This window comes from Ferruginibacter sp. (genome assembly GCF_031391665.1).
Taxonomy (GTDB): domain Bacteria; phylum Bacteroidota; class Bacteroidia; order Chitinophagales; family Chitinophagaceae; genus Ferruginibacter.
The window spans coordinates 42534-64208 of record NZ_JANMUN010000248.1; the positions used below are offsets into that span (position 1 = coordinate 42534).

Here is a 21675-nt window from a genome sequence, read left to right on the forward strand (position 1 = left end):
TTAAAATTATATAACAGGTATACATATTATTGAAATACCTTTCTGATTAACCCTTATTATAATGCATAAAAATTTACAAAGCATTAGCAAAAAATCAAACGGCAGGTTTAAAAAAAATACAGCTTTGCCAGTTGATAATCTCCGCCATCTTGCTTTTGATAATGCAGTACAGGCAAATATTATTACCACCGCCAATACAGGAAAAATTATAACCGTTAACAGCGCTGCCTGCAAACTTTTTGGGTATTCTAAAAAAGAACTGGTAACTAAAAACCGAACAGATATTTTTGATATAAGAGAAAGTGGGTTTAAAAAATTGTTGAAACAGAGAACCGAGGAAGGAAAATCTGTTGGGTTTGTAACTGCAATAAAAAAGAGTGCTAAAAAATTTACCTGCGAAATTACTTCTGCTGTTTTTACTGATGAGTATGGAATTAAAAAAGCTATTACTACAGTTGCAGATATCAGCCCCAGAATTTTGTTGCAAAAAGAAATTGACAGTAAAAAAGAAAAGTTAGTTGCTGATAATATTATTCTTGCTAAATCTGCACAAAAAAAGATTGATATAAAAAAAGAAAAGAGCATTGCAGATAATATTATAATTGCTAAAGCAAAACAAAAAACTATTGATACTGAGCAGGCCAAAAAAGTTGCCGGTAATATTATTCTTGCCCGTGCAAAATCTGATGCAAGGATTGTAGAAAATAATAAATGGATAAAACATATTGCCAAAACATCGTACGATGTAATGTGGGACTGGGATACCGCCACCAACGAAATTTATGCCGGCGACAGTATTGAAGAAGTGTTTGGCTATAAAGTGCAAAACAATACAGTAAGCTTTTCAGATTTTCTGCACTGCCTGCTGCCCGGAGAAAAAAATATTGTTGAAAAAAAATTATTTAAAACACTCACTTCTTCAAAAAATAACTGGAGCGATTCTTATATGCTCAGGCGAAAAGATGGCTCAATAGCTGAAGTTACCAGCCGTGCAAGTATTGTAAGAGATGAAAAAGGTAAGGCGGTGCGATTGATAGGTGCTACTCAGGATATCAGCAGGCTGCAGCAACTGGAAAAAAAACTGAAAGATGAAATTATAATACAGGAAGAACAGCGCAAAAATTTTTTACTTGCGGCAAAACTTTCTTTTGATGTGATATGGGACTGGGATTTAAAAACCAATGAAGTTTTTTTAGGTGATGGGTTTGAGGAATTGTTTGGCTATGTAATAAAAGATAATAAAGGGAATATGATTACCGACTGGGTAAATTACCTGCACCCTGATGATAAAGATGCAATAACAAAAGAACTGCGTAATGCTATTGCATCTGCAGCAACACATTGGGAACATGCTTACCGTGTTACCCGTGCCGATGGATCTATTGCTAAAGTATATGTAAGGGCAAGCATCATAAGGTATGCCGATGGCAAAGCTTACAGAATGATAGGCGCCATGCAGGATTTATCAAGGCAAAAAGTACTGGAAGAAAAATTGGAACTGGAAATAAAATTAAAAGAATTGCAGATTGCAGAAGCTGCGGAAGATGCAAAGGAAACTGAAAGATCAGACATTGGTAAAGAACTGCATGATAATATTAACCAGTTGCTTGGTGCATCCAAAATGTATGTTGAAATGGCAAAACGTGGCGGAGCAAACAGCCAGATGTATTTAAACCGTTCTACCGAATACACACTTTCTGCAATTGAAGAAATCAGAAAATTATCAAAAGGGCTTATTACAGATATTATTAAAAATATGGGGCTTGCCGAAGCAATAGAAAAACTTGCTGCGGATATGATGGAAGTAAATCCGGTAAAAATATATTGTGCTTTAAAAAAATTTACCGAAAATAGTGTAAGCAATAAATTTAAACTGAATATTTTAAGAATTGTGCAGGAACAGTTAAATAATATTTTAAAGCATGCAAAGGCAAAAGAAATATGGATAAGCATTGCAAAAAAACAAAAAACCATTGAGCTGATTATTGTTGATAATGGTATTGGTTTTAATACTGCAGTAAAACAAAACGGTATAGGAATTGAAAATATTAAAAGCAGGGCTGTATCATATAATGGAAATGCCAGTTTTGTTTCTCAAACGGGCAAGGGTTGCGTTTTAACCGTAACCATCCCTGCGGATGTATAATAAATTTACAAAATGATTTATTGCTTTAAATATATTAATCAGATTTAATTTTTTTTATAAAAGTGTTTTGTAAAATACACAAAGGCAACCCTTATTTGGGGGTTGCCTTTGTGTAAAATCAGGGAACTCTTTATTTAACAGTTACCAATTTTCTTACCATAATATCACCATCTACTGTAGTGATTTGAATATAGTATTCTCCTGAAATTGCAGGTAATTTTATTTTTAATGGATTCACATAATTAGTAAAATCCTTGTTGCTAACTACCTGCCCGGATGCGTTGGTAATTTTTACATTTATTTTTTTATTAGCAGGAGTAGCTAATTCAACAAATACAAAACCGTCTTTACTGGGGTTAGGATAAATGCGAACAATATCATCGGCACTAACCTTTAAAATTTGTGTTGACGAATATTTAAACTTACCATCCAGGTCGATCATTTTTAAGCGGAAATAATAAGTGCCCGGAGCAAGATTAGGTACCACAGTTTGGTAGTTAGTTAATGTAGAACTGTTGCCTTTGCCTGCTACAAAACTTATGTATTTATAAGAAGACAAATTATTTTGAGCCATTTCTATTTCATAGCCTTTGGAATTACTTTCAGTAGCTGTTTGCCATTGCAGCAAGGCATCATTTTTGCCTTTAAGTGTTACATAAAACTTAACCAAATCAATTGGCAACACAATGATGTTTAAATCACTTTCCCATACACCCCTGCCATAAGTACCCGCCCTAAGCTTATTGGTGGGATAATATATTTCTAAATCTCTTACCGCTACATTGGGCAAATTAGTATTGTAAGCAGCCCAACCACCTGCTGCACTATTATCTAAATAATAAATACCTATATCTGCGCCTATATATACAGCATCATTACTGCTACCATTTACAGATACAATGGTGTTGATGGGTAAATTGGGAAGCCCGGTAGAAATATTTGTCCAGGTAGTTCCTCCATCAATGGATTTAAAAACTTTATTACCTGCACTATAGCCCGAAAAAGTTACCCATACTTTATCTGGGCTAGTATTAGAAACGGTAACACTTGATAAAGCTGCACTACCTACCGGAAGTGTTCCGGTAATATTGGAAAAAGCTGCTCCTGAATTGATTGATTTGGAAACAGCATCTTCTTTAATAGTGTAAATAACAGCAGGATTGCTTGCTGCCACTGCAATGCCTTTAATAGAACCGGTGCCTGAAGGCGTGCCTAATGCAGTCCAAAGATCGCCTTTGTTAGCACTGGTGTAAAGTGTTGGAACGCCTCCTGCATATAACCTGTTAGGGTTAACAGGATCCATAATCCATGTGCTATAAAAATCAAACCCTGTTGGTAAACCGGTTGTAATGCTGTTACTGGTTGCACCACCATCGTCTGAGCGGTTAAATGCTCCCTGTACATATTGTATATAGACGGTATTGTTATTTGTAGGGTCCATAAAACATTCTCCGCCATCGCCTCCATAAATATTTGCCCAACTTGTAGCTGTCTTTATACTGGTGCCATTATCTTGTGTGCCTGCTACTATTGTGTTGGCAACATTTGCAGATAAACCAATGCCAACAACCTGACTGATGGCTAAATTATTGCTGATGTCAACAAAATTATCTCCATTGTCAATTGATTTAAAAATACCACCATCATTGCAAGAGAACATAGTAGTACTACTTCCCGGCAGATAATTGATTTCATGAATGTCGGCATGCACTTCGCCTGAAGCCCAGAAAGAAAGATTACTCCAGGTAGTTCCACCATCAACAGATTTCCAGTGATTGATACCCCCGGTAGTTACTTCTTCGGCGTTAGTAGGGGATACAGCTACAGCCAGATCATAAAATGCTTGTCCTCCGGCATCAGAACCATCGGTTTCATAACCCAATAAATTGGGAGTTGAAGAACGAAGAGAAAAAGAAGTGCCGCTGTTGGTAGAACGGTACATACCCAAGTAAGAATTATCAGAGGCCTTACCAATTAAAGCATATACATAAGCATCATTGCCGGTTGTAACTCCCAAGGCAATACGTGATACGGTTGAGGAGGACGGTAAACCTGTTGTAACCTGTGCCCAGGTAACTCCGTTATCAGTTGATTTCCAAAACTCTTTTCCTGCAGCATAAACCGTATTGGCATCGCCTGGTTTAAACTCCATGTCCTTAAAATCACCTGCCTGTTGAAAATTTGATGTTGCCCAGCCATCTGTTGTGCGAAAAATACCAACATTGGTAGAAACAACCATGTTCAAAGGATTTGAGGGGTTCATTAACATCTTACTGATTTTCCAGAAATTTGATGGTGGCCAGTTTGCTCCTGCTGTAGTATTCCAGGTTGCTCCTCCATCAGTTGATTTAAATACCCCATTACTGTTTCTGTTGCCTTCCAGGTCACCGGTAGCCAGATACATGATTTGGGTATTGGTTGGGTCAATACATAAATCAGAACAACCGATGATGGTTAAAAAATCTGTATTGGTTGTCCAGCTTGTGCCGCCATTGGTTGATTTCCATAAACCGCCGTCGGGAGCACCCACATACATGATGTTGGTGTTAGTGGGATCAAAGCGTACAAAGCTTAACCTGCCTGCGCCAGTTCTTGTATAGGGTAAAGGACCCGATGGTGAGCCTATTGGGCCTAATTCTGTCCAGTTTGCGGCAGATATTATATTAGGGTTATTAACTTTCCACTGGTTATAATTAGTGTATTCTGTCAAAGGCAAATTCATATTGCCCGAAGGAAAAACCCTTGGAGCCATATATGCCTCCCATCTTTTAAATGGTTTGTAGCCTTTGCCTTTTTCAATTCTTCTTCCCTGCCAATAGTTATTAAAATCTTGCTGCACCTGGTAAAAATTTGCATTTTTGTTATTGCCCATTTGCTGCCATTTTACATTTTGGGCATTAATTTGCATTGAACTCAATAGCAGTAAAACTGCCAGTACGGAAGTAATTCTTTGTAAAATTTTCATGTTTAAAAGATTTATAATTGTAATAGAATTGGTAATGAAGTAATGTGAATTTAGTAGCGGAAAGTAGATTATAAAGTTACGGTACAAACTATCTTTTAAGTAAGAGGTAATGATTATTTAATACTAAATAGCAGGGACAATATGGTGGACAATTTTTATTAATTCGGTAAGGACAAAAAAGGGGACTATTTTTGCACGCTAATTTTGCGTAATATATATATGAAAGTATTTTTTTCTGCACTGGGAATTTTCCTTTTTATCAATAGTTACAATGGCTATTGTCAAACTAATTTCGAAAAAGAATATTCAGTCGCTAATCCTGTAAAACATGGGGATACAATTTTAATAAAAGAAAAAATAGATATACATCAGGCTTACTTACAAAAAGCAATTGAAAACAAAAATGTTGAACAGCAATTTTATGGGCATTTGTATTTGTGGTCTGACTATTTAGAAAAAAATTATTATGAAGAAGCAACACTGCAACTGTTTAGTGCAGATAGTATTGCACAGCAAACAGGAAATCTAAGCTGGCAGGCGGCTGTTCATGGCAAGAGGGGAATTCTTGATTTTGAGTTGAATGATATTGAATCTGCTCTCAAAAATTTTATACTCACTTTGCAAGAATGCAGTAAAACAAAAGACAGCTCTTGTCTTGCATTCAACCTTAAAGAAATAGGGCTGGCTTATCAAAGGTTGCAAAACTATGATTCCGCAAAACATTATTATGCATTGGCTATCCCATTAATAAGGAAATATACTGATAGTAATAAGTTATATGCCTATTACAGTAACTATAGTAACCTGTTAAGCGAAATGGGAGATTATCCCGGTGCCAAAAAATACCTCGATAGTTCAATTGCTATTATAATGACTGGTAAAAATCTTTTCAAACAATTAGGCGCTAAAAATAACCTTGCGGCTTTATTGGTTAAGATGGGGGAATATGATAAGGCGTTAAAAATTTTAGAGGAGTGTATAGTTATCAATAAACAGCATGGATGGTATGAGCAGTTATCACATAACTATGCAAACATGAGTATCATCTTTAATAAAAAAGGGGATTACCATGCTGCTTTCACATATCTGCAGGATTATTATTCAATAAATGATAGTATAAGGGGTGCTGAATTGCAGATAAAGATGGTTAATCTGAATACAAGCCGTAAAGTGCTGGAAAAAGAACTTGCACTGGAGAAAAGCCTGTTAGAAATATCCATTGCAAAAAATACTATTCAAAAAAGAACATGGACTATTATTACGGTTGGCTTGCTATTGATTTTTATTTTACTGACGTGGCTGTCACAAAGAAGAAAAGCAAAAAGAAAACAGGCACATACACTGGGTAACCTGGAACAACTCACCCGTATTTTAATGGAAAAGAACAGCCTGCTTGCAGCGTTGGAAGAAAAAGTATCAAAACCAGCGTTTACAATAATTGCTGCTGCTAATTCATTAGCTGAACAGACATCAGCAGCAACAGAAAAATTTGAACAAGCAGTTGTTATTGAAGAAGAGAAGGTTATTGAAAGTGAGAGGTATGAAAAACCTGATGAAGTCAATGACTTTGAAAAAAATATTTATAACCAGCGCATATTGACACCTGCAGACTGGTCTGCCTTTAAAATATATTTTGAAAAAGCTTTTCCTGGTTATTTGCTCCGGTTACGTAATGCACATCCTAAACTTACTGAAGCAGAAGAAAGGTTATTCCTTTTTATAAAACTGAAACTTACCAATAAAGAAGCGGCTGCTATTCTCGGCATTTCTGCAGACAGTGTTAAAAAAACACGTACCCGTTTGCGCAAGCGCTTAGATATACATGAAAATATTGATTTAGAAACTTATATAAGCACTTTTTGAGGAAATTAATTTCCCTGTCCGCATCCGCATCAGGGCCTAGGCGGTCCGGTATAATAAATGCAGGGTATGTCGCTATCTATAAAACAGCGACGCTGGAAATTAAATTTTAAATCAGCAATATTATTATTTTCTACTTTTAGTAAATAATATGGTTTTGCCCACCATTTATTTAAACATTTTATATCAACCCGCTGGTTTGGCTTTTTATAATGTTCTTCTTTAATTTTATATAGTTGTTCTTCTAAAATAATAGAATACGTTCCCGGTTGAAGTTGAATTGAAAACGCCCCACTGCTGTCTGTAATAAAGCTTTTTATTATTTTAGCAGTTGTGCTGTTTATTTTACCTCTCCGTATATAAAATTTTTTATTTGCAAAAACATAAGGTGTAGCTAATCGTTCAAGTATTTCTTTTGTTGGCCTTGCACCCCCGCAGTAAGGAAAAGTTTGTGATACTTTTCCAGAAATTTTATATGTTTTTAAAGATTTTCGTAAAAGAGAATGAGAAACTGTTTCAGGTTCTTTCTCTTTTTTGGAAATGCCCGATATAAGCAGGCTATTGGCAGAAGCTGTGGTTATTGCAATAACCACAAGTAATGAAAAAACAAATTTATACGTCCTCATTTTGCTTATTCCTGATGTTAAAAATGTATACGGCATTTTCATCTATCGGCCACTTTATTTGAAAAATATAAAATTAGGTGATGTAACTATTTCTTCTTTTTCTCAAACTCCTGCAGGCCACAAAGCTACCAATTTTTATATTCGCAAGTATTCGGGTATAAGCAACCTTGTTGTTAAGCAGCATTTTACTACCTTTTAAAATGGCATAAAATAATAACTATTTTTTTTAATCCACGTAATATTTTTTTTTAACTGCAGGCAATTTTTCAATAGTAACCCTTAATAAAGTACGAGGCATTACTCCAGCATATTCATCTAAAAAGGTCAACAGTTTTTTTGGTTCTTTATCGCCGGCAAAACGCAGCATCCATCCGGTGGCTTTGTGTATTAAATCTTCTTTGTCTTTTAACAATATTTCAGCAATCTTAAATGTATCGGTAACATCGCCTTGCCTTATAAAATAGCAGGTGGTTAAAATAGCAGTTCTCCGTTCCCATAAATTTTTAGATTTTGCAAGTTGGTATAAAATTTTTCTTGGCTTATCAAACAGGTAACTTCCAGTCATGTACAAACAGCCCAGATCAACCAGGTCCCAATTATTTATTCTGTCGTGGCGGCGCATGTATAAATCGTAAAATTCTTTTCTGCGGCTGGCGGGAATCTTTTTAGTGCGGCTTTCTTTATCCATTATGCTTACGCCTCCTGCTCTTACCTCATGAATATCGCTTTCAAGAAGCTTTTCAATTTCGCTAACGGGCATACCATTAAATTCTTTTGCCAACGCAAATAGCTGCCCCATTTTTACTCCCATAAATTTATCACCCTCACCATACTGCCCTTTATCCGATTTAAAATACCGTTGAATTTTTTTTAGCTCTGCGTCCGACTGAAAAGTTTTTAATTTTTCGATAAACTGTTTTGCAGTAAATGAGTTTGCCGGAGTAATTGCATTTGTATTTTTAAGACTAATATTTTTTGTTGGAGTTTTAGTTGTCATTATATAGAGTTATAACATTACACATAAACTTAAATTTCTTTAAAATAATGCGTGGGAATTTACAATTCATTTTTTAAAATTATAATTCCTGCCGCATTTGGCTGGCAGTTTTACTGCTTCCATCGTGGCTCCAGCCGGGTGGCATAAATAAATATTTAAGCCGTGTGCTTAATGGTAGTTTCTTCGTAACATCTTTACCAATATTTTGCCACTCATGAAAAATAATTTTAAAAGGATCATTATGATTTGTTACAGGTTTTGCAAGTCCGTATTTTACCGGTTCTTCTTTTATCTCTTCCTGAAAAGTTCCGAATATTTTATCCCAGATAATAAGGCACATGCCCATATTTTTATCTAAGTAAATAATATTGCTTGCATGATGCACCCTGTGGTGGCTGGGGCTAACAAAAATAGTTTCAAACCACCGTGGCATTTTGTTGATGTATTGTGTGTGTACTAATATGCCATAAGTTTGAGTAATGGAATACATAAAAACTATATCCAGCGGATGAAAACCAAATAATGCCAATGGAATAAAATACAAAAACCTGTACACCGGCTGCAATACCGATGAACGAAAACCTGTAGTAAGGTTAAACTCTTCTGATGAATGATGGGTAACATGTACTGCCCAAAATATTCGGCAGTAATGGTCTATGCGGTGCTCTATGTAAAATGCAAAATCTTCTGCAATAAATAAAGCAAACCAGTACAGGTAAGCATTTTCGATTTTAAAAAAATAATGCTGATAACTCCACGTAAGTATGCTGATGTAAAAAAGCCAGCGCAGTAACATATCTAACCCTGCATTTACCAAAGTGAGGTAAACATTCTGTAATGTTTCTTTTAAAGAATAAAATTTTTTTTGCTGCCAGTTGCTCAATAAAATTTCGGTACCAATAAGTATTGCGTAAAAGGGAACGGATAAAAGTATAAACCATGTTTCCCTTGCAGACTGCATAGTGAATGTTGAATTTTATAATGTTGAATATCGAATGTCTTTAAGAAAGAAGATTATTGCAGTTTATTGAACTGTTCGTCACATTCGACATTGTATATTTTTATATTCGCTATTATACCGCCATTATCTCTTTTTCTTTTGCGGCTAAATGTTTTTCTATAAGCCCAACAAATTTATCGGTAATATCCTGCGCCTCTTTTTCGGCATCTTTACAAATATCTTCACTAAGGCCTTCTTTCTGTAATTTTTTTATAGCTTCAATATTATCCCTGCGTATGTTGCGTATGGCAATTTTTGCATGTTCGCCTTCGCCGTTACAGCGTTTCACCATTTCTTTTCTTCTTTCTTCGGTAAGTGGTGGTAAAAACAAACGTATTACTGTGCCATCGTTTTGAGGATTAATACCAATATTAGCCATCGTTATAGCACGTTCAATTGCCTGCAGCATATTTTTTTCCCATGGCTGTACAGAAATAGTACGGGCATCTAAAACAGATACGTTGGCAATTTGATTAATCGCCGTAGGGTTGCCATAATAATCGGCCATAATACCATCAAGCATTGTGGGGTTGGCTTTGCCGGCACGTATTTTAACCAACTCTGCTTCCAGATGGTTAATTGCTTTATTCATTGATGATTCTGTGTCGCTGAGTATTTTATCTAATCCTTCGGCCATATTTGTAAATATTAGGTGGTTGCAAAGCTATAAAAAAGTACCGTTATTTGCGGTATCCATTTAAAATTAACGGCACAAAAAATAAACGGAATTTTATTTTACAAGCTGTTTAGCAGTAAGTAAAATGAAAGATGTAATTGTTGTAAGAAAAAATTAATCGGCCTCCACACTTTCGGGGGCAAGCGAAAATATTTTGCGTGGCTTTATAATATTGTTATTGGTGGCTACAGTATTATTATTTGCCACAGTTTTGTTTTTAGGACGGCTGTAATAAATAATGCCAATAAATGTAAAAGCCGAAACTAATAAAATACCGAGTAAAGTTGTGGTGCCCAAATGGCGTAAAAAATAAGCCGAAGCGATAAATAAAATATTAACCGATACGCAAGTAAAAGTTACCATGCGGTGGCTGAAGCCAATATCTAACAAAAAGTGGTGTACATGCGTTCTGTCGGGGCTAAAAGGAGAGCGGCGGTCTAAAATCCTTAATGTAAAAACCCTTAAAGTATCAAAAAGAGGTATCATTAAAATAGCAAAACCAATTGCAGGAGATGCTTCTAATGGATATGCAGCGGCAGGGTTGCCGGCAATGTTAATAAATTTAATCACTAAAATGGCATTCACCAATCCCAATAAAAGAGAGCCGGTATCACCCATAAATATTTTTGCAGGAGAAAAATTATAAATTAAAAATGCAATAATACTGCCTGAAAGTGAAAACGCCATTACAGCATAAGTTAGCTGGCCTGCAATTAAAAAATAAGTACCAAATACAAGTGTAGTAAGTACACCCAGGCTGCCAGCCAGTCCATCTACTCCATCAATTAAATTAAAAGAGTTGGTAATAACTATAATGGTAAAAATGGTGAGTATAATACTGGCAATATGAGGTATTTCGTAAATGCCTAAAAAGCCATGCATATTAGTTAACTGTACACCGCCAAATTTAATAACAATGCCAGCTGCAATTAACTGTCCTATAAATTTTTTGCTGGCCGATAAAACCAAAATATCATCTTTAAGACCTAAAAAGAAAATTACTGTTGCAGCTGCTGCAAAATATTGTAATTCGGAACCAATGCCTGAAGGAACACCCATTAATGTGGCAATAATAAAGCCTGCAAAAATGCCAAGGCCACCTAAAGTTGGGATAACTGTTTTATGAACTTTGCGTTCATCAGGCTCATCAAATAATTTTTTATCCTTGGCTACCTGAATAATAATAGGTATTGCAAAAAAAGTTATTAAAAAAGCCAGGGCCGCACTAAGTAAGATATTATCCATTCAATTTATTTAATGGCATTTATTATGCTGCAAAAGTATTAAATATGTTTTAAGTAACCTTAATATTTTAAAGAAATACTTATAACTTTCAGGTAAGACCCAACTTTGTGCCAAAAAGTTGCCTGATATATAATTTCAGGAAAATTTGCTGAAAAAAGGTTTTTCCGTGATTATTTTTAAAATAACGGAAAAATTATAAACTTATTATTAACCATTTAATCAAACAGCCATTTTTTAATTTTTCTGTAAATTGATTTAGAGTAGGTTTGCAGCGAAAAAATAGTTTAAAATTTAATTCTAAATAATAAATTAATCATCCAAATGAATAGTTTACCCGAAATAGCATCGCAAATACGCAGGGATATTGTACGTATGGTTCATGGTGTGCAAAGTGGCCACCCTGGCGGGTCTTTAGGCTGTACCGAATATTTTACTGCCCTGTATTTTAATATTATGAAACACAATCCTGCATTTAATATGGATGCGGCTGGCGAAGATGTGTTTTTTTTAAGTAACGGGCACATATCACCGGTATTTTACAGTGCCCTTGCCCGTAGTGGTTATTTTCCGGTTAAAGAACTGGCCACATTTAGAAAATTAAATTCACGTTTACAGGGCCACCCTACAACGCATGAGCATTTGCCGGGTGTACGCATTGCCAGCGGTTCGCTGGGGCAGGGCATGAGTGTTGCTATTGGTGCCGCTCTTGCAAAAAAATTAAATAACGATAACAATATTGTGTACTCCCTCCATGGCGATGGAGAATTGGATGAAGGCCAAAACTGGGAAGCCATAATGTTTGCAGCGCATAAAAATGTAGATAATCTTATTGCAACTATTGATTTTAACGGCCAGCAAATTGACGGACCTACTAAAAAAATTATGGGCCTGGATAGTTTAAGGGCAAAATTTGAAGCCTTTAACTGGCAGGTGCTGGAAATGGAAGGTAATGATATGGACGCCGTAGTTGCAGGACTAAATAATGCTAAAACTTTTGTTGGTAAAGGAAAGCCCATTGTAATAATTATGAAAACCTCCATGGGAAAAGGCGTTGATTTTATGGAAGGCAGCCACGAATGGCATGGCATTGCACCTAATGATGAACAGTTGGCTAAAGCACTGGCACAATTGCCGGAAACGCTGGGGGATTATTGAAACCCTTGCGGTTAGGCATGGAGGAGAACTAAGATCTGTATAATATTTTTGAATATTAGAAACCCTTTTTCTTTGCTAGCGTAATTCAAAAGCCTGCCCCGCTGCTTTACGTGCCGGAAACCACGATGCAATAAAAGCAATAAATGCAGCCGTTGCAGCTACTAATAAAAAATCGGTAACAAGTAATTGTACCGGAAAATAATCTATTAAAAAAGACCCCCCCCCTAATTTTATAATTTTAAATTTTAATTGCAGTAAACAAATAATTACCGCCATCGCAATACCCGATGCAGCCCCAATGGCACCTAACAATAAACCTTCGCTTAAAAATATTTTTAAAATAGAAGACTGACTGGCTCCCATGCTTTGCAGTACGCTGATGTCTTTTTGCTTTTCCAGCACCAGCATGGTTAAAGCGCTTATCATGGTAAATGCACTTACAATTAATATTAAAGTAAACACAGCATAAATAATCCACTTTTCCATTTTCATGGTATTGTAAAGGCTCATGTTTTGGTGATACAATGTTTGTATTTTATAGCTATTGCCCATTAAGGCTGATAATTTTTCTTTGGCATCAGTTACATCTGTTTTATCTTTTAATTTTAATTCCACCGCACTGTATTCATTTTCGGCTAACCCCATCTGTTGTCTTACAAAATCAATATTAGTGATGGCGTATTTATTATCAAAATCCTGCTGAATGGTAAAGATGCCGGTGGGCAGTACATTGCCTTCGCTTAAAGATTGTAAAGGGTCGCTGCCGCTGCTGTATTTTTTTGGTAGAATAACAGTAAGCTTATCACTTTCAAAAGCAGGGTTTAAACTTACACCTACTGCATACTGAATGCCAGCGCCTAATATTAAACCCGGTTCATCAACTGTGCCGGTAGCAAATTTTCCTTTACTGATTTTAGTTGGCACACCCGATACCCTGGAATAATTATCATCTACACCTTTTAAATACACTACTGTTTGTGCGCCATCTCCATTTTGCAGCAATGCTTTTTCTTCGGCAATTAAAGAAAAATTTTGTACAAAGGGCTGCTGTTTAATTTGAGTTAATTGTGCAGGGGTAATAAAAAAAGTTTTTCCTTTATCGGGCACAATTTTAATATCGGTATAAAAAGATGCGTATAAAGATTTTACCAATCCTTCAAAACCATTAAAAACACTGAGCACTAAAATTTGGCAGCAGGTGGCAAATGCAATAACACCCACCGTTACCCATGCAATAATATTAATGGCATTAGCGCTTTTTTTTGCTTTAAAATATCTCCAGGCAAAAGTGAGGTACAATGTTAATTGGTTAAATGGTTAATTAGTTGAATCAAAAAATAATTCATCCAATAGGCTGCAACTTCAATCAGCGCTTTGTTCTTTTTCATTTCTTCCCCCATTGGGAGAGATAGGGGGGGCTTCATTTATTTCCTTAAACAGCTTATCTATTTTTTCCGCATACTCCAAAGTATCATCAATGTAAAATGTTAGTTTGGGCATGCTTCTTAATTGGTGCCTTACCCTTGATGTTAATTCTTTTTTTATTTCGTGGGCATGTTCCTCAATTTTTTTTAAGGCAAGATCATTATCCTTTACTTTAAAAAAACTTAAATAAATACGGGCATCAAAAAGATCGGGAGTAATTTTTACGCCTGCAATTGAAACCATACCACCATCAATCATATTTAAACCCTGGCGCTGAAATATATCGCTCAGTTCTTTATTAAGCAGCCCGGCCACCTGCTTTTGTCTTTTACCTTCTAACATAATGTTTACGCTTTAATAGCTGTAAAATTAGTTACTTTGCCGTTTAATTGCATATTTAAAAAAATGAAAAAATATTCCAGGGTTTTCAGGTACCTCGTTCCTTATAAAAAGCAGATTGTATTATATTTTACTTATACGTTATTAAGCATTGTTTTTTCCATTGTTTCTATTGGTATGTTAATGCCTTTTTTACAATTGATTTTTACAAATACTAATCCTGCCTGTGCCGATTGTGGCAGTATTACTTCAGTTAGTTCTAATCCTGCAATAAACTATATTAATACAAGTTTACTAAACTCTATAAATAGTAATGGTAAACTTTTTACATTAGGTATTATTTGTGTTTTAATGATAATATTTATAATATTAAAAAACCTGTTTTTATATTTATCTATTTACATTTTAAATCCATTAAAAAATAAAGTAGTAAATAATTTAAGAGAAGATATTTATAGCAAAATTCTGCAACTGCCTATTGGCTATTTTACCGAAAAAAGAAAAGGCGATATTATGAGCAGGCTTACCAATGATGTAGGCGAAGTGGAATCGTCGGTAGTAGGCACATTGGAAGGCTGGATAAGAGATCCGCTAACAATAATAATTACTTTATCTACTTTATTTTTTATCAGTGCTCAACTAACATTATTTATTTTATTGCTTATACCCTTAATTGGGGTGGCTATTGGCCGCATTTCAAAATCATTGAAAAAGCATTCGCTGGAAGTTGCCAAAAAGTATGGTGAGTCTATGAGTACTGTTGATGAAACTTTAGGTGGGTTAAGAGTAATAAAAGCTTTTAATGCGGAAGGCTTATTGCGCAAAAAATTTGAAAAAGAAAATAATGAACTGGTTGCTGCAAAAAATAAAATTGGCTACCGCCGGGACCTTGCATCGCCATTAAGCGAAGTAATGGGTATTGCAATGTTTTGTGCTATTTTGGGCTATGGCGGATTTTTAGTTTTAAATAAACAAATCCCTCTGGATGGGGCATCTTTTTTGGGTTTTTTAGGATTGTTTTACATGATTATTGCTCCGGCTAAAACACTTTCCACTTCTTTTAGCAATATGCAAAAAGGCACTGCCGCAATAAGCCGCATTGAAGAAGTACTGAATGCCCCGGTTGTAGTGGATGCTAATGAAAATGGGAAAAAAATTATTTCTTTTAATGAAGAAATCGTTTTTAAAAATGTCGGCTTTAAATATGAAGACGTTGACATTTTAAAAAATATAAACCTTACAGTAGCAAAAGGAAAGAGCATTGCATTGGTAGGTTCATCAGGCGCAGGAAAATCTACATTGGCCGATTTAGTACCCCGTTTTCATGATGTAAGTGGCGGCGAATTATTGATTGATGGCATCAGTATAAAAAATTATGCTTTAACATCAGTAAGAAATTTAATGAGCATTGTAACACAGGAGCCCATTTTATTTAATGATACCATTGCGGCCAACATTGCTTTAGGCAAACCCAATGCAACGCTGCAGGAAATTGAACATGCCGCAAAAATTGCCAATGCACATAATTTTATTATGCAAAAAGAAAATGGGTATCAAACAAATATTGGCGACCGTGGCAGTAAATTAAGTGGCGGCGAAAGGCAGCGCATAACTATTGCAAGGGCTGTACTAAAAAATCCACCCATTTTAATTTTAGATGAGGCCACATCAAGTTTAGATACCGAAAGCGAACGTTTAGTGCAGGACGCCATAAATAATTTAATGACCAACCGTACCAGCATTGTAATTGCCCACCGCTTAAGCACCATCCGCCACGCCGATGAAATTATTGTGTTACTAAAAGGCGAGATTGTAGAACGGGGTACGCATGACAGTTTGCTTTTGCAAAACGGATTTTATAAAAGGCTGGTGGATATGCAGGAGGTGAAATAATTTAAGTAAAGCATTTTCTTTCTGCAAAAAACAGTATGATTTTTATAAGTAGTTCTGCAACTTGTATTCAACTGTTAAGATTATAACTGATATTTTGTGCGACATGTAAAATCGTAAAAATAAAATTTGGGTTATATTTGTATCGATAAGAATGAAGCTTCAGAGCAGCTATTAAAACAGTTAATTAAAATACTATAAAATCACTTCGTTGCAGTAGAAAAAATTGGCGAAGCATATTACTCATGAAATACCTGTTATTTATTTACCTGCTTTTTGTTTTGTTCGCCTGCTCCTCTCCAAAAGGGGTGCCGTATGAATTACCGGCAACTCTGCCGGAAGTAAGCCGGGCAACTGTAAAAACTAACTGCGATAAAGGAAAGATACTTTATGAAATTAACTGTGCAAAATGCCATACAACAAAAGAAAAACGAAAACTGGTTATACCTGATTTTACCGCCACGCAATTGTCTGGATATGTTCTTAGAACGCAAAATCCTGAGCATTTTGAAAACTTATCTGATAGGGGGCTTACTAATGTGGAGATGACACAAATAATTATGTACCTGCTTTACAAGAAAAAAAATATAAAAAAGTAATTGTTTAGAGATGGCGGCAGCTGATGTTTTACACACCTGTAATTAATGCTGCATTACTTACCCTGTGATAATACCCTTTTAACATAATACTCCAACCACAAAAGGGCTTTTTAAAATTAAAGTGATTTGTAAATCCAACTAATAAAAAAAAGAATGAAGTTACTCATTCTCTTAAACTATTTCCTAATTACAAATTCCTTTTTATTTCACCGATCCCATCTTTGCCTCGATGCTTAAAGTAGCATGTGGCACAGCACGTAAACGGGCTTTATCAATTAATTTACCGGTAATGCGGCAAATACCGTAAGTTTTATTTTCAATACGCATCAACGCTTTTTCCAAATGATCAATAAAAGTGATCTGGCGGCTGGCCATCTGGCTCAATTGTTCTCTTTCCATACTCATGCTGCCGTCTTCCATTGTCATGTAACGGGCATCATCATTATCGCCACCCATTTCATCTTTACGGGTAATTAAACCCTGTAAATAGGCAAGTTCTTTTTTAGCAGACTCCAATTTACGCTGAATCAATTCTCTGAATTCGGTTAAATCATTATCGCTGTATCTTACCAACGGTGCACCCGGATCGTTTTTAGGCTGATCCAAAACAGACTTTGTAAAATCGGGCTGATATTTACGTGCAGTCTTGGTATTGATTTTTGGCAACACTACAGGTTTTGGTGGTACTACTTTAATATCCTTTGCTTTTACAGCGGCTGTTGATTTTATGGGTACAGCTTTTACTTCCACTTTTTTCACTTCAACTTTTTTTGCCATAGGTTTTTGTGCCGGCTTTTTTACAGGTACCGGTTTTTTTGATACTGATTTTGATAGAGGTTTAACAGCTTTTTTTACCGGAGCTACTTTTTTAGCAACAGGTTTTGGAGCTGGCTTTTTTGCTTTTGCAACTGGTTTAGCAGCCTTTTTAGGGGCAGGTTTGCTTGCTTTTTTTACAGGCACTGGCTTCTTTGGGGCTGATTTAACGGGTTTAGTTACCTTGCCTTTTGGGCTGGTCGGCTTTTTTGCCGCTGGTTTCGCAGCTTTCTTTTTAGTTGCCATATTCTATTCCTTTTTTTATAACGTTCACATTTATAATGGCTTCGTTAATTTCAATAGCGTTACCATCGTTAATTTCAGGCAAAAACTCCAGAGAATCTGCCAGAATTTCGGCGCAAATATAGGTTTTATATTTATTAAATGATGCTTCAAGACCCTCATTTGCAGATACTTTCACAATAATTCTGTCGGTTAAATTAAAGCCACTTTCCTTACGTATGGTTTGAATACGGTTTATAAACTCACGGGCTTCGCCTTCTTTTTTTAAGGTATCGGTGATGGTGATATCAAGCGCCACAGTTAATGATCCTTTGCTGGCCACTTCAAAACCAGGAATCTCGTCGGTAGACACTTCCATATCTTCTGCACTTATATAAATAGGTTCTTCACCTTTTGCAGCATAATCGGTATTTAAAAGATAATTACCTTCCTGCACTTTATCAATGGTAGCATTGTCGAACTTTACAATTTCTTCCGCCGCCCATTTCATTTTTGCCCCCAACTTTTTTCCCAGGGTTTTAAAATTAGCTTTTGCCTTTTTTTGAATAAAATTATTATCGTCGGCCAGCACTTCAATTTCTTTAATATTGGTTTCAGTTTTAATAATATCTTCTACCAGTTGTATCCTTTGCACCATTTCTTTATCAATAACCGGGATAGAAACTTTTTGGAGCGGCTGACGCACTTTTATATTTACTTTTTTACGCAGCGATAATATTAGTGAAGAAGCATCTTGCGCCAGTTGCATCCTTTTTTCTAAATCAGTATTAATAACTTCTTCTTTTGATTTTGGAAAAAGAATATGATGCACCGATTCGTTTTGGTAACGGTTGCTTACATCGTTTAAATTAATAAATAACCAATCCGCAAAGAATGGAGCAATAGGTGCAATTAATAAAGACAATGTTTCTAAACATTCATATAATGTTTGATAGGCACAAATTTTATCCTGTTCGTATTCGCCTTTCCAAAAACGGCGGCGGCACAAGCGTACATACCAGTTGCTTAAATGAGCGTCAACAAATTCTTCAATGGCACGGCCAGCTTGCGTGGGTTCGTAATCATCCATACTTTGCTGTACCGATTTTATTAATGTATTTAAAGAAGATAAGATCCACTGATCTATCTCGGGCCTGTCTTTTACAGCAACATAGTTTTCTTTAAATGCAAAGCCATCTACATTGGCATACAAAGCAAAAAACTGGTAAGTATTATAAAGTGTACCAAAAAATTTACGTTGCACTTCTTTTATTCCTTCTGCATCAAATTTTAAACTGTCCCATGGACTGGCGTTGGTAATTAAATACCATCTTGTAGCATCGGCACCAAATTTTTCCAGCGTTTCAAAAGGATCAACCACATTGCCTAAACGTTTGCTCATTTTGTTACCATTCTTATCCAAAACAAAACCGTTGCTTACAACAGTTTTATAAGCTACAGAATCAAATAATAAAACGCCTAACACATGTAAAGTATAAAACCAACCTCTTGTCTGGTCAACACCTTCGGCAATAAAATCTGCCGGAAAAGATTTTGCAAACGCTTCTTTATTTTCAAATGGAAAATGATGCTGTGCATAAGGCATGGCACCACTATCGAACCAAACGTCAATTAAATCAGGCACACGTTTCATTGGTTTGCCACTTGCAGAAACCAATGTAATATCATCAACATAAGGTTTGTGTAAATCCAATATGCCTTCGTGCAAATAATGTTTGTTGGTTTCGCCGCCTAAAACTTCTGCCGCTTTTCTTATTTCAGCATTTAATTCTTCAATGCTACCAATACATTTTTCCTCTTCACCATCTTCTGTTTTCCAGATAGGCAAAGGTGTTCCCCAAAACCTGGAGCGGCTTAAATTCCAGTCCACCATATTTTCTAACCAGTTGCCAAAACGGCCTGTGCCTGTAGCAGCAGGTTTCCAGTTGATGGTTTTATTAAGCTCCACCATCCTTTCTTTTACTGCAGTGGTTTTTATAAACCAAGCATCAAGCGGATAATAAATAATGGGTTTATCGGTACGCCAGCAATGCGGATAATTATGTTCGTATTTTTCTACTTTAAAAGCCCTGTTCTCTAATTTTAATTTTACAACAATGTCAACATTTACATCTACATAATCTTTTTCATCTTTATAATCTTTTACATAGCGGCCACTGAATTCACCCACACCATCTACAAATTTCCCTTGCTTATCTACAAGAGTTAAAATGCCCAGGTTATTTTTTTTACCAACCTTAAAATCATCTGCACCAAAAGCAGGAGCAGTGTGTACAATGCCGGTACCATCTTCGGTAGTAACAAAATCGCCAAGTATAACTTTGAATGGTTGTGCGCCGGGAGTTATTTCCAGTATTTTTTCTAAATTGTTTGCTTCAGAGGGGAGGAGTTGTTCGTACAATAAACCTTCAAGTTTGTTTCCCTTGAATTCTGAAATAATTTTCCACGGCAATAATTTTATTTCCGCAGAATAATTTTCAAAATCACCATTTTCCCCTTCTGCTTTAAAATATTTTGGAACAAGATTTTTTGCAAGAATAACATTTATTGGAAGATGCGTATATGGATTAAATGTTTTTACTAAAACATAATCAATATTAGGCCCTACCGTTAAACCAAGGTTAGAAGGTAACGTCCATGGCGTAGTTGTCCATGCCATCAAGAAAATATTTCCTCCAATACTGTCAACTGTCAACTTAACACTATCAACTAATTTAAACATCACCGTCGCACTTGTATCCTTCACATCTTTATAAGTTCCTGGCTGGTTCAATTCGTGGCTGCTTAAACCAGTACCAGCTGCAGGCGAGTAAGGTTGTATGCTCACACTCTCGTACAAATAACCTTTCTTATATAACTCACTTAAGCACCACCACAAGGTTTCAATATAATTATTCTCAAAAGTGATGTAGGGATTATTTAAGTCAACCCAATAGCCCATTTTTTGGGTGATATCATCCCATTTATCTTTAAAGCGCATTACTACTTGACGGCACTTTTTGTTGTAATCTTCTACACTTATTTTTTTGCCGATATCTTCTTTGGTAATGCCCAATTCTTTTTCTACGCCTAATTCTATTGGCAGGCCATGCGTATCCCATCCGCCCTTACGTTTTACCTGAAACCCCTGCATGGTTTTATAGCGGCACACCAAATCTTTTAAAGTACGGCTTATAACATGGTGAATACCAGGCATGCCATTGGCACTTGGGGGACCCTCGTAAAAAACAAAAGGAGTTTTGCCTTCTCTAAGCTCAACACTTTTTTCAAAGGCATGGGCCACATTCCATTTTGCTAAAATTTCCTCTGCAATAGAGGGTAAATTCAACTGATTATATTCTTTGTATCTGGCTGCCATATAATTTCCTGTCTTTGGTATAATTAGGTTGTAATACCGTATTAAAAATTAAGTGTGCAAAGGTAATAAAATAGCCTGTGTGTAAATTGCATAATTATAAAGATGCAGGATACCCCGTTAATAAATCATAAGAATGTACGGCGTATTTTTCATTTTAAAGCCTGGTACAATTACGGTTGCATTATTTTTTTGCATAAATATTTTGTCGTAAAACTTCGTGAAAGCCACGATGGCATTGATTTTCACCCTTAGTTATCCACATTTTTGGCCATTGGCATAGTATTGGTAAATAATGAACAAGCGGATATTTTGTATAGCGAAGTTTACTAAAAATTTGT

General features: G+C 35.8%; 16 protein-coding genes. 6 read left to right on the top strand and 10 right to left on the bottom strand.

Annotation, left to right across the window (positions count from 1 at the left end; genetic code table 11):
• Positions 1-61: 61 nt before the first annotated feature.
• Positions 62-2146, top strand: coding sequence for a PAS domain-containing sensor histidine kinase (locus ACY651_RS18985; RefSeq protein WP_462255079.1), 2085 nt, complete (start codon positions 62-64; stop codon positions 2144-2146).
• Positions 2147-2276: 130 nt separating this feature from the next.
• On the opposite strand, the gene ACY651_RS18990 is transcribed toward ACY651_RS18985, so the two are convergent.
• A complete protein-coding gene (locus tag ACY651_RS18990) occupies positions 2277-5111 on the bottom strand; it encodes a T9SS type A sorting domain-containing protein (RefSeq protein WP_462255080.1) in 2835 nt (944 codons plus the stop codon).
• 219 nt (positions 5112-5330) lie between these two features.
• On the opposite strand from ACY651_RS18990, the gene ACY651_RS18995 reads away from it, so the two are divergent.
• Complete coding sequence (locus ACY651_RS18995) at positions 5331-6974, top strand: helix-turn-helix transcriptional regulator (protein WP_462255081.1); 1644 nt, start codon at positions 5331-5333, stop codon at positions 6972-6974.
• Positions 6975-7003: 29 nt separating this feature from the next.
• Here ACY651_RS18995 and ACY651_RS19000 read toward each other — a convergent pair whose 3' ends face one another.
• Positions 7004-7597 carry a hypothetical protein gene (locus tag ACY651_RS19000; protein ID WP_462255082.1) on the bottom strand — a complete coding sequence of 198 codons (594 nt, stop codon included), beginning with the start codon at positions 7595-7597 and terminating at the stop codon, positions 7004-7006.
• Between the two features lie 58 nt (positions 7598-7655).
• On the opposite strand from ACY651_RS19000, the gene ACY651_RS19005 reads away from it, so the two are divergent.
• Entirely contained in the window at positions 7656-7796 is a 141-nt protein-coding gene (locus ACY651_RS19005) for a hypothetical protein (protein WP_462255083.1), read from the top strand.
• A 27-nt stretch (positions 7797-7823) separates the two neighbouring features.
• Here ACY651_RS19005 and ACY651_RS19010 read toward each other — a convergent pair whose 3' ends face one another.
• The 4 genes from ACY651_RS19010 to ACY651_RS19025 all read right to left on the bottom strand — a co-directional run bounded on the left by ACY651_RS19010 (position 7824) and on the right by ACY651_RS19025 (position 11515).
• Positions 7824-8594: a DNA alkylation repair protein gene (locus ACY651_RS19010; protein ID WP_462255084.1), complete on the bottom strand. Its 771-nt coding sequence runs from the start codon at positions 8592-8594 to the stop codon at positions 7824-7826.
• 79 nt (positions 8595-8673) lie between these two features.
• Positions 8674-9555: a sterol desaturase family protein gene (locus tag ACY651_RS19015; protein ID WP_462255085.1), complete on the bottom strand. Its 882-nt coding sequence runs from the start codon at positions 9553-9555 to the stop codon at positions 8674-8676.
• A gap of 112 nt (positions 9556-9667) precedes the next feature.
• On the bottom strand, positions 9668-10231 hold the full coding sequence (frr, locus tag ACY651_RS19020) for a ribosome recycling factor (RefSeq protein ID WP_462255086.1): 564 nt from the start codon (positions 10229-10231) through the stop codon (positions 9668-9670).
• A 153-nt stretch (positions 10232-10384) separates the two neighbouring features.
• A complete protein-coding gene (locus ACY651_RS19025) occupies positions 10385-11515 on the bottom strand; it encodes an MraY family glycosyltransferase (RefSeq protein ID WP_462255087.1) in 1131 nt (376 codons plus the stop codon).
• 321 nt (positions 11516-11836) lie between these two features.
• On the opposite strand from ACY651_RS19025, the gene ACY651_RS19030 reads away from it, so the two are divergent.
• A complete protein-coding gene (locus ACY651_RS19030) occupies positions 11837-12670 on the top strand; it encodes a transketolase (protein WP_462255088.1) in 834 nt (277 codons plus the stop codon).
• A gap of 75 nt (positions 12671-12745) precedes the next feature.
• On the opposite strand, the gene ACY651_RS19035 is transcribed toward ACY651_RS19030, so the two are convergent.
• The gene (locus ACY651_RS19035; RefSeq protein ID WP_462255089.1) at positions 12746-13969 is read right to left on the bottom strand and encodes an FtsX-like permease family protein; all 1224 of its coding nucleotides are present in this window, start codon (positions 13967-13969) and stop codon (positions 12746-12748) included.
• 63 nt (positions 13970-14032) lie between these two features.
• Complete coding sequence (gene rbfA / locus ACY651_RS19040; protein WP_462255090.1) at positions 14033-14437, bottom strand: 30S ribosome-binding factor RbfA; 405 nt, start codon at positions 14435-14437, stop codon at positions 14033-14035.
• Between the two features lie 63 nt (positions 14438-14500).
• Here rbfA and ACY651_RS19045 point away from each other — a divergent pair, with 63 nt between their 5' ends.
• Entirely contained in the window at positions 14501-16327 is a 1827-nt protein-coding gene (locus ACY651_RS19045; RefSeq protein ID WP_462255091.1) for an ABC transporter ATP-binding protein, read from the top strand.
• Positions 16328-16569: 242 nt separating this feature from the next.
• The gene (locus tag ACY651_RS19050) at positions 16570-16923 is read left to right on the top strand and encodes a hypothetical protein (protein WP_462255092.1); all 354 of its coding nucleotides are present in this window, start codon (positions 16570-16572) and stop codon (positions 16921-16923) included.
• Positions 16924-17124: 201 nt separating this feature from the next.
• Here ACY651_RS19050 and ACY651_RS19055 read toward each other — a convergent pair whose 3' ends face one another.
• Positions 17125-17982, bottom strand: coding sequence for a TraR/DksA family transcriptional regulator (locus tag ACY651_RS19055; RefSeq protein WP_462255093.1), 858 nt, complete (start codon positions 17980-17982; stop codon positions 17125-17127).
• On the bottom strand, positions 17972-21337 hold the full coding sequence (gene ileS / locus ACY651_RS19060) for an isoleucine--tRNA ligase (protein ID WP_462255094.1): 3366 nt from the start codon (positions 21335-21337) through the stop codon (positions 17972-17974). The genes ACY651_RS19055 and ileS overlap by 11 nt, the downstream gene beginning before the upstream one ends.
• Positions 21338-21675: the final 338 nt, after the last annotated feature.

What these genes read in the sequence shown, in the direction of transcription:
- ileS (WP_462255094.1), bottom strand. Translation starts at nt 21,337, where the DNA reads ATGGCAGCCAGATACAAAGAATATAATCAGTTGAATTTACCCTCTATT.
- ACY651_RS19045 (WP_462255091.1), top strand. Translation starts at nt 14,501, where the DNA reads ATGAAAAAATATTCCAGGGTTTTCAGGTACCTCGTTCCTTATAAAAAG.
- ACY651_RS19010 (WP_462255084.1), bottom strand. Translation starts at nt 8,594, where the DNA reads ATGACAACTAAAACTCCAACAAAAAATATTAGTCTTAAAAATACAAAT.
- ACY651_RS19055 (WP_462255093.1), bottom strand. Translation starts at nt 17,982, where the DNA reads ATGGCAACTAAAAAGAAAGCTGCGAAACCAGCGGCAAAAAAGCCGACC.
- ACY651_RS19030 (WP_462255088.1), top strand. Translation starts at nt 11,837, where the DNA reads ATGAATAGTTTACCCGAAATAGCATCGCAAATACGCAGGGATATTGTA.
- rbfA (WP_462255090.1), bottom strand. Translation starts at nt 14,437, where the DNA reads ATGTTAGAAGGTAAAAGACAAAAGCAGGTGGCCGGGCTGCTTAATAAA.
- frr (WP_462255086.1), bottom strand. Translation starts at nt 10,231, where the DNA reads ATGGCCGAAGGATTAGATAAAATACTCAGCGACACAGAATCATCAATG.
- ACY651_RS19000 (WP_462255082.1), bottom strand. Translation starts at nt 7,597, where the DNA reads ATGAGGACGTATAAATTTGTTTTTTCATTACTTGTGGTTATTGCAATA.
- ACY651_RS19025 (WP_462255087.1), bottom strand. Translation starts at nt 11,515, where the DNA reads ATGGATAATATCTTACTTAGTGCGGCCCTGGCTTTTTTAATAACTTTT.
- ACY651_RS18995 (WP_462255081.1), top strand. Translation starts at nt 5,331, where the DNA reads ATGAAAGTATTTTTTTCTGCACTGGGAATTTTCCTTTTTATCAATAGT.
- ACY651_RS19015 (WP_462255085.1), bottom strand. Translation starts at nt 9,555, where the DNA reads ATGCAGTCTGCAAGGGAAACATGGTTTATACTTTTATCCGTTCCCTTT.
- ACY651_RS19050 (WP_462255092.1), top strand. Translation starts at nt 16,570, where the DNA reads ATGAAATACCTGTTATTTATTTACCTGCTTTTTGTTTTGTTCGCCTGC.
- ACY651_RS18985 (WP_462255079.1), top strand. Translation starts at nt 62, where the DNA reads ATGCATAAAAATTTACAAAGCATTAGCAAAAAATCAAACGGCAGGTTT.
- ACY651_RS18990 (WP_462255080.1), bottom strand. Translation starts at nt 5,111, where the DNA reads ATGAAAATTTTACAAAGAATTACTTCCGTACTGGCAGTTTTACTGCTA.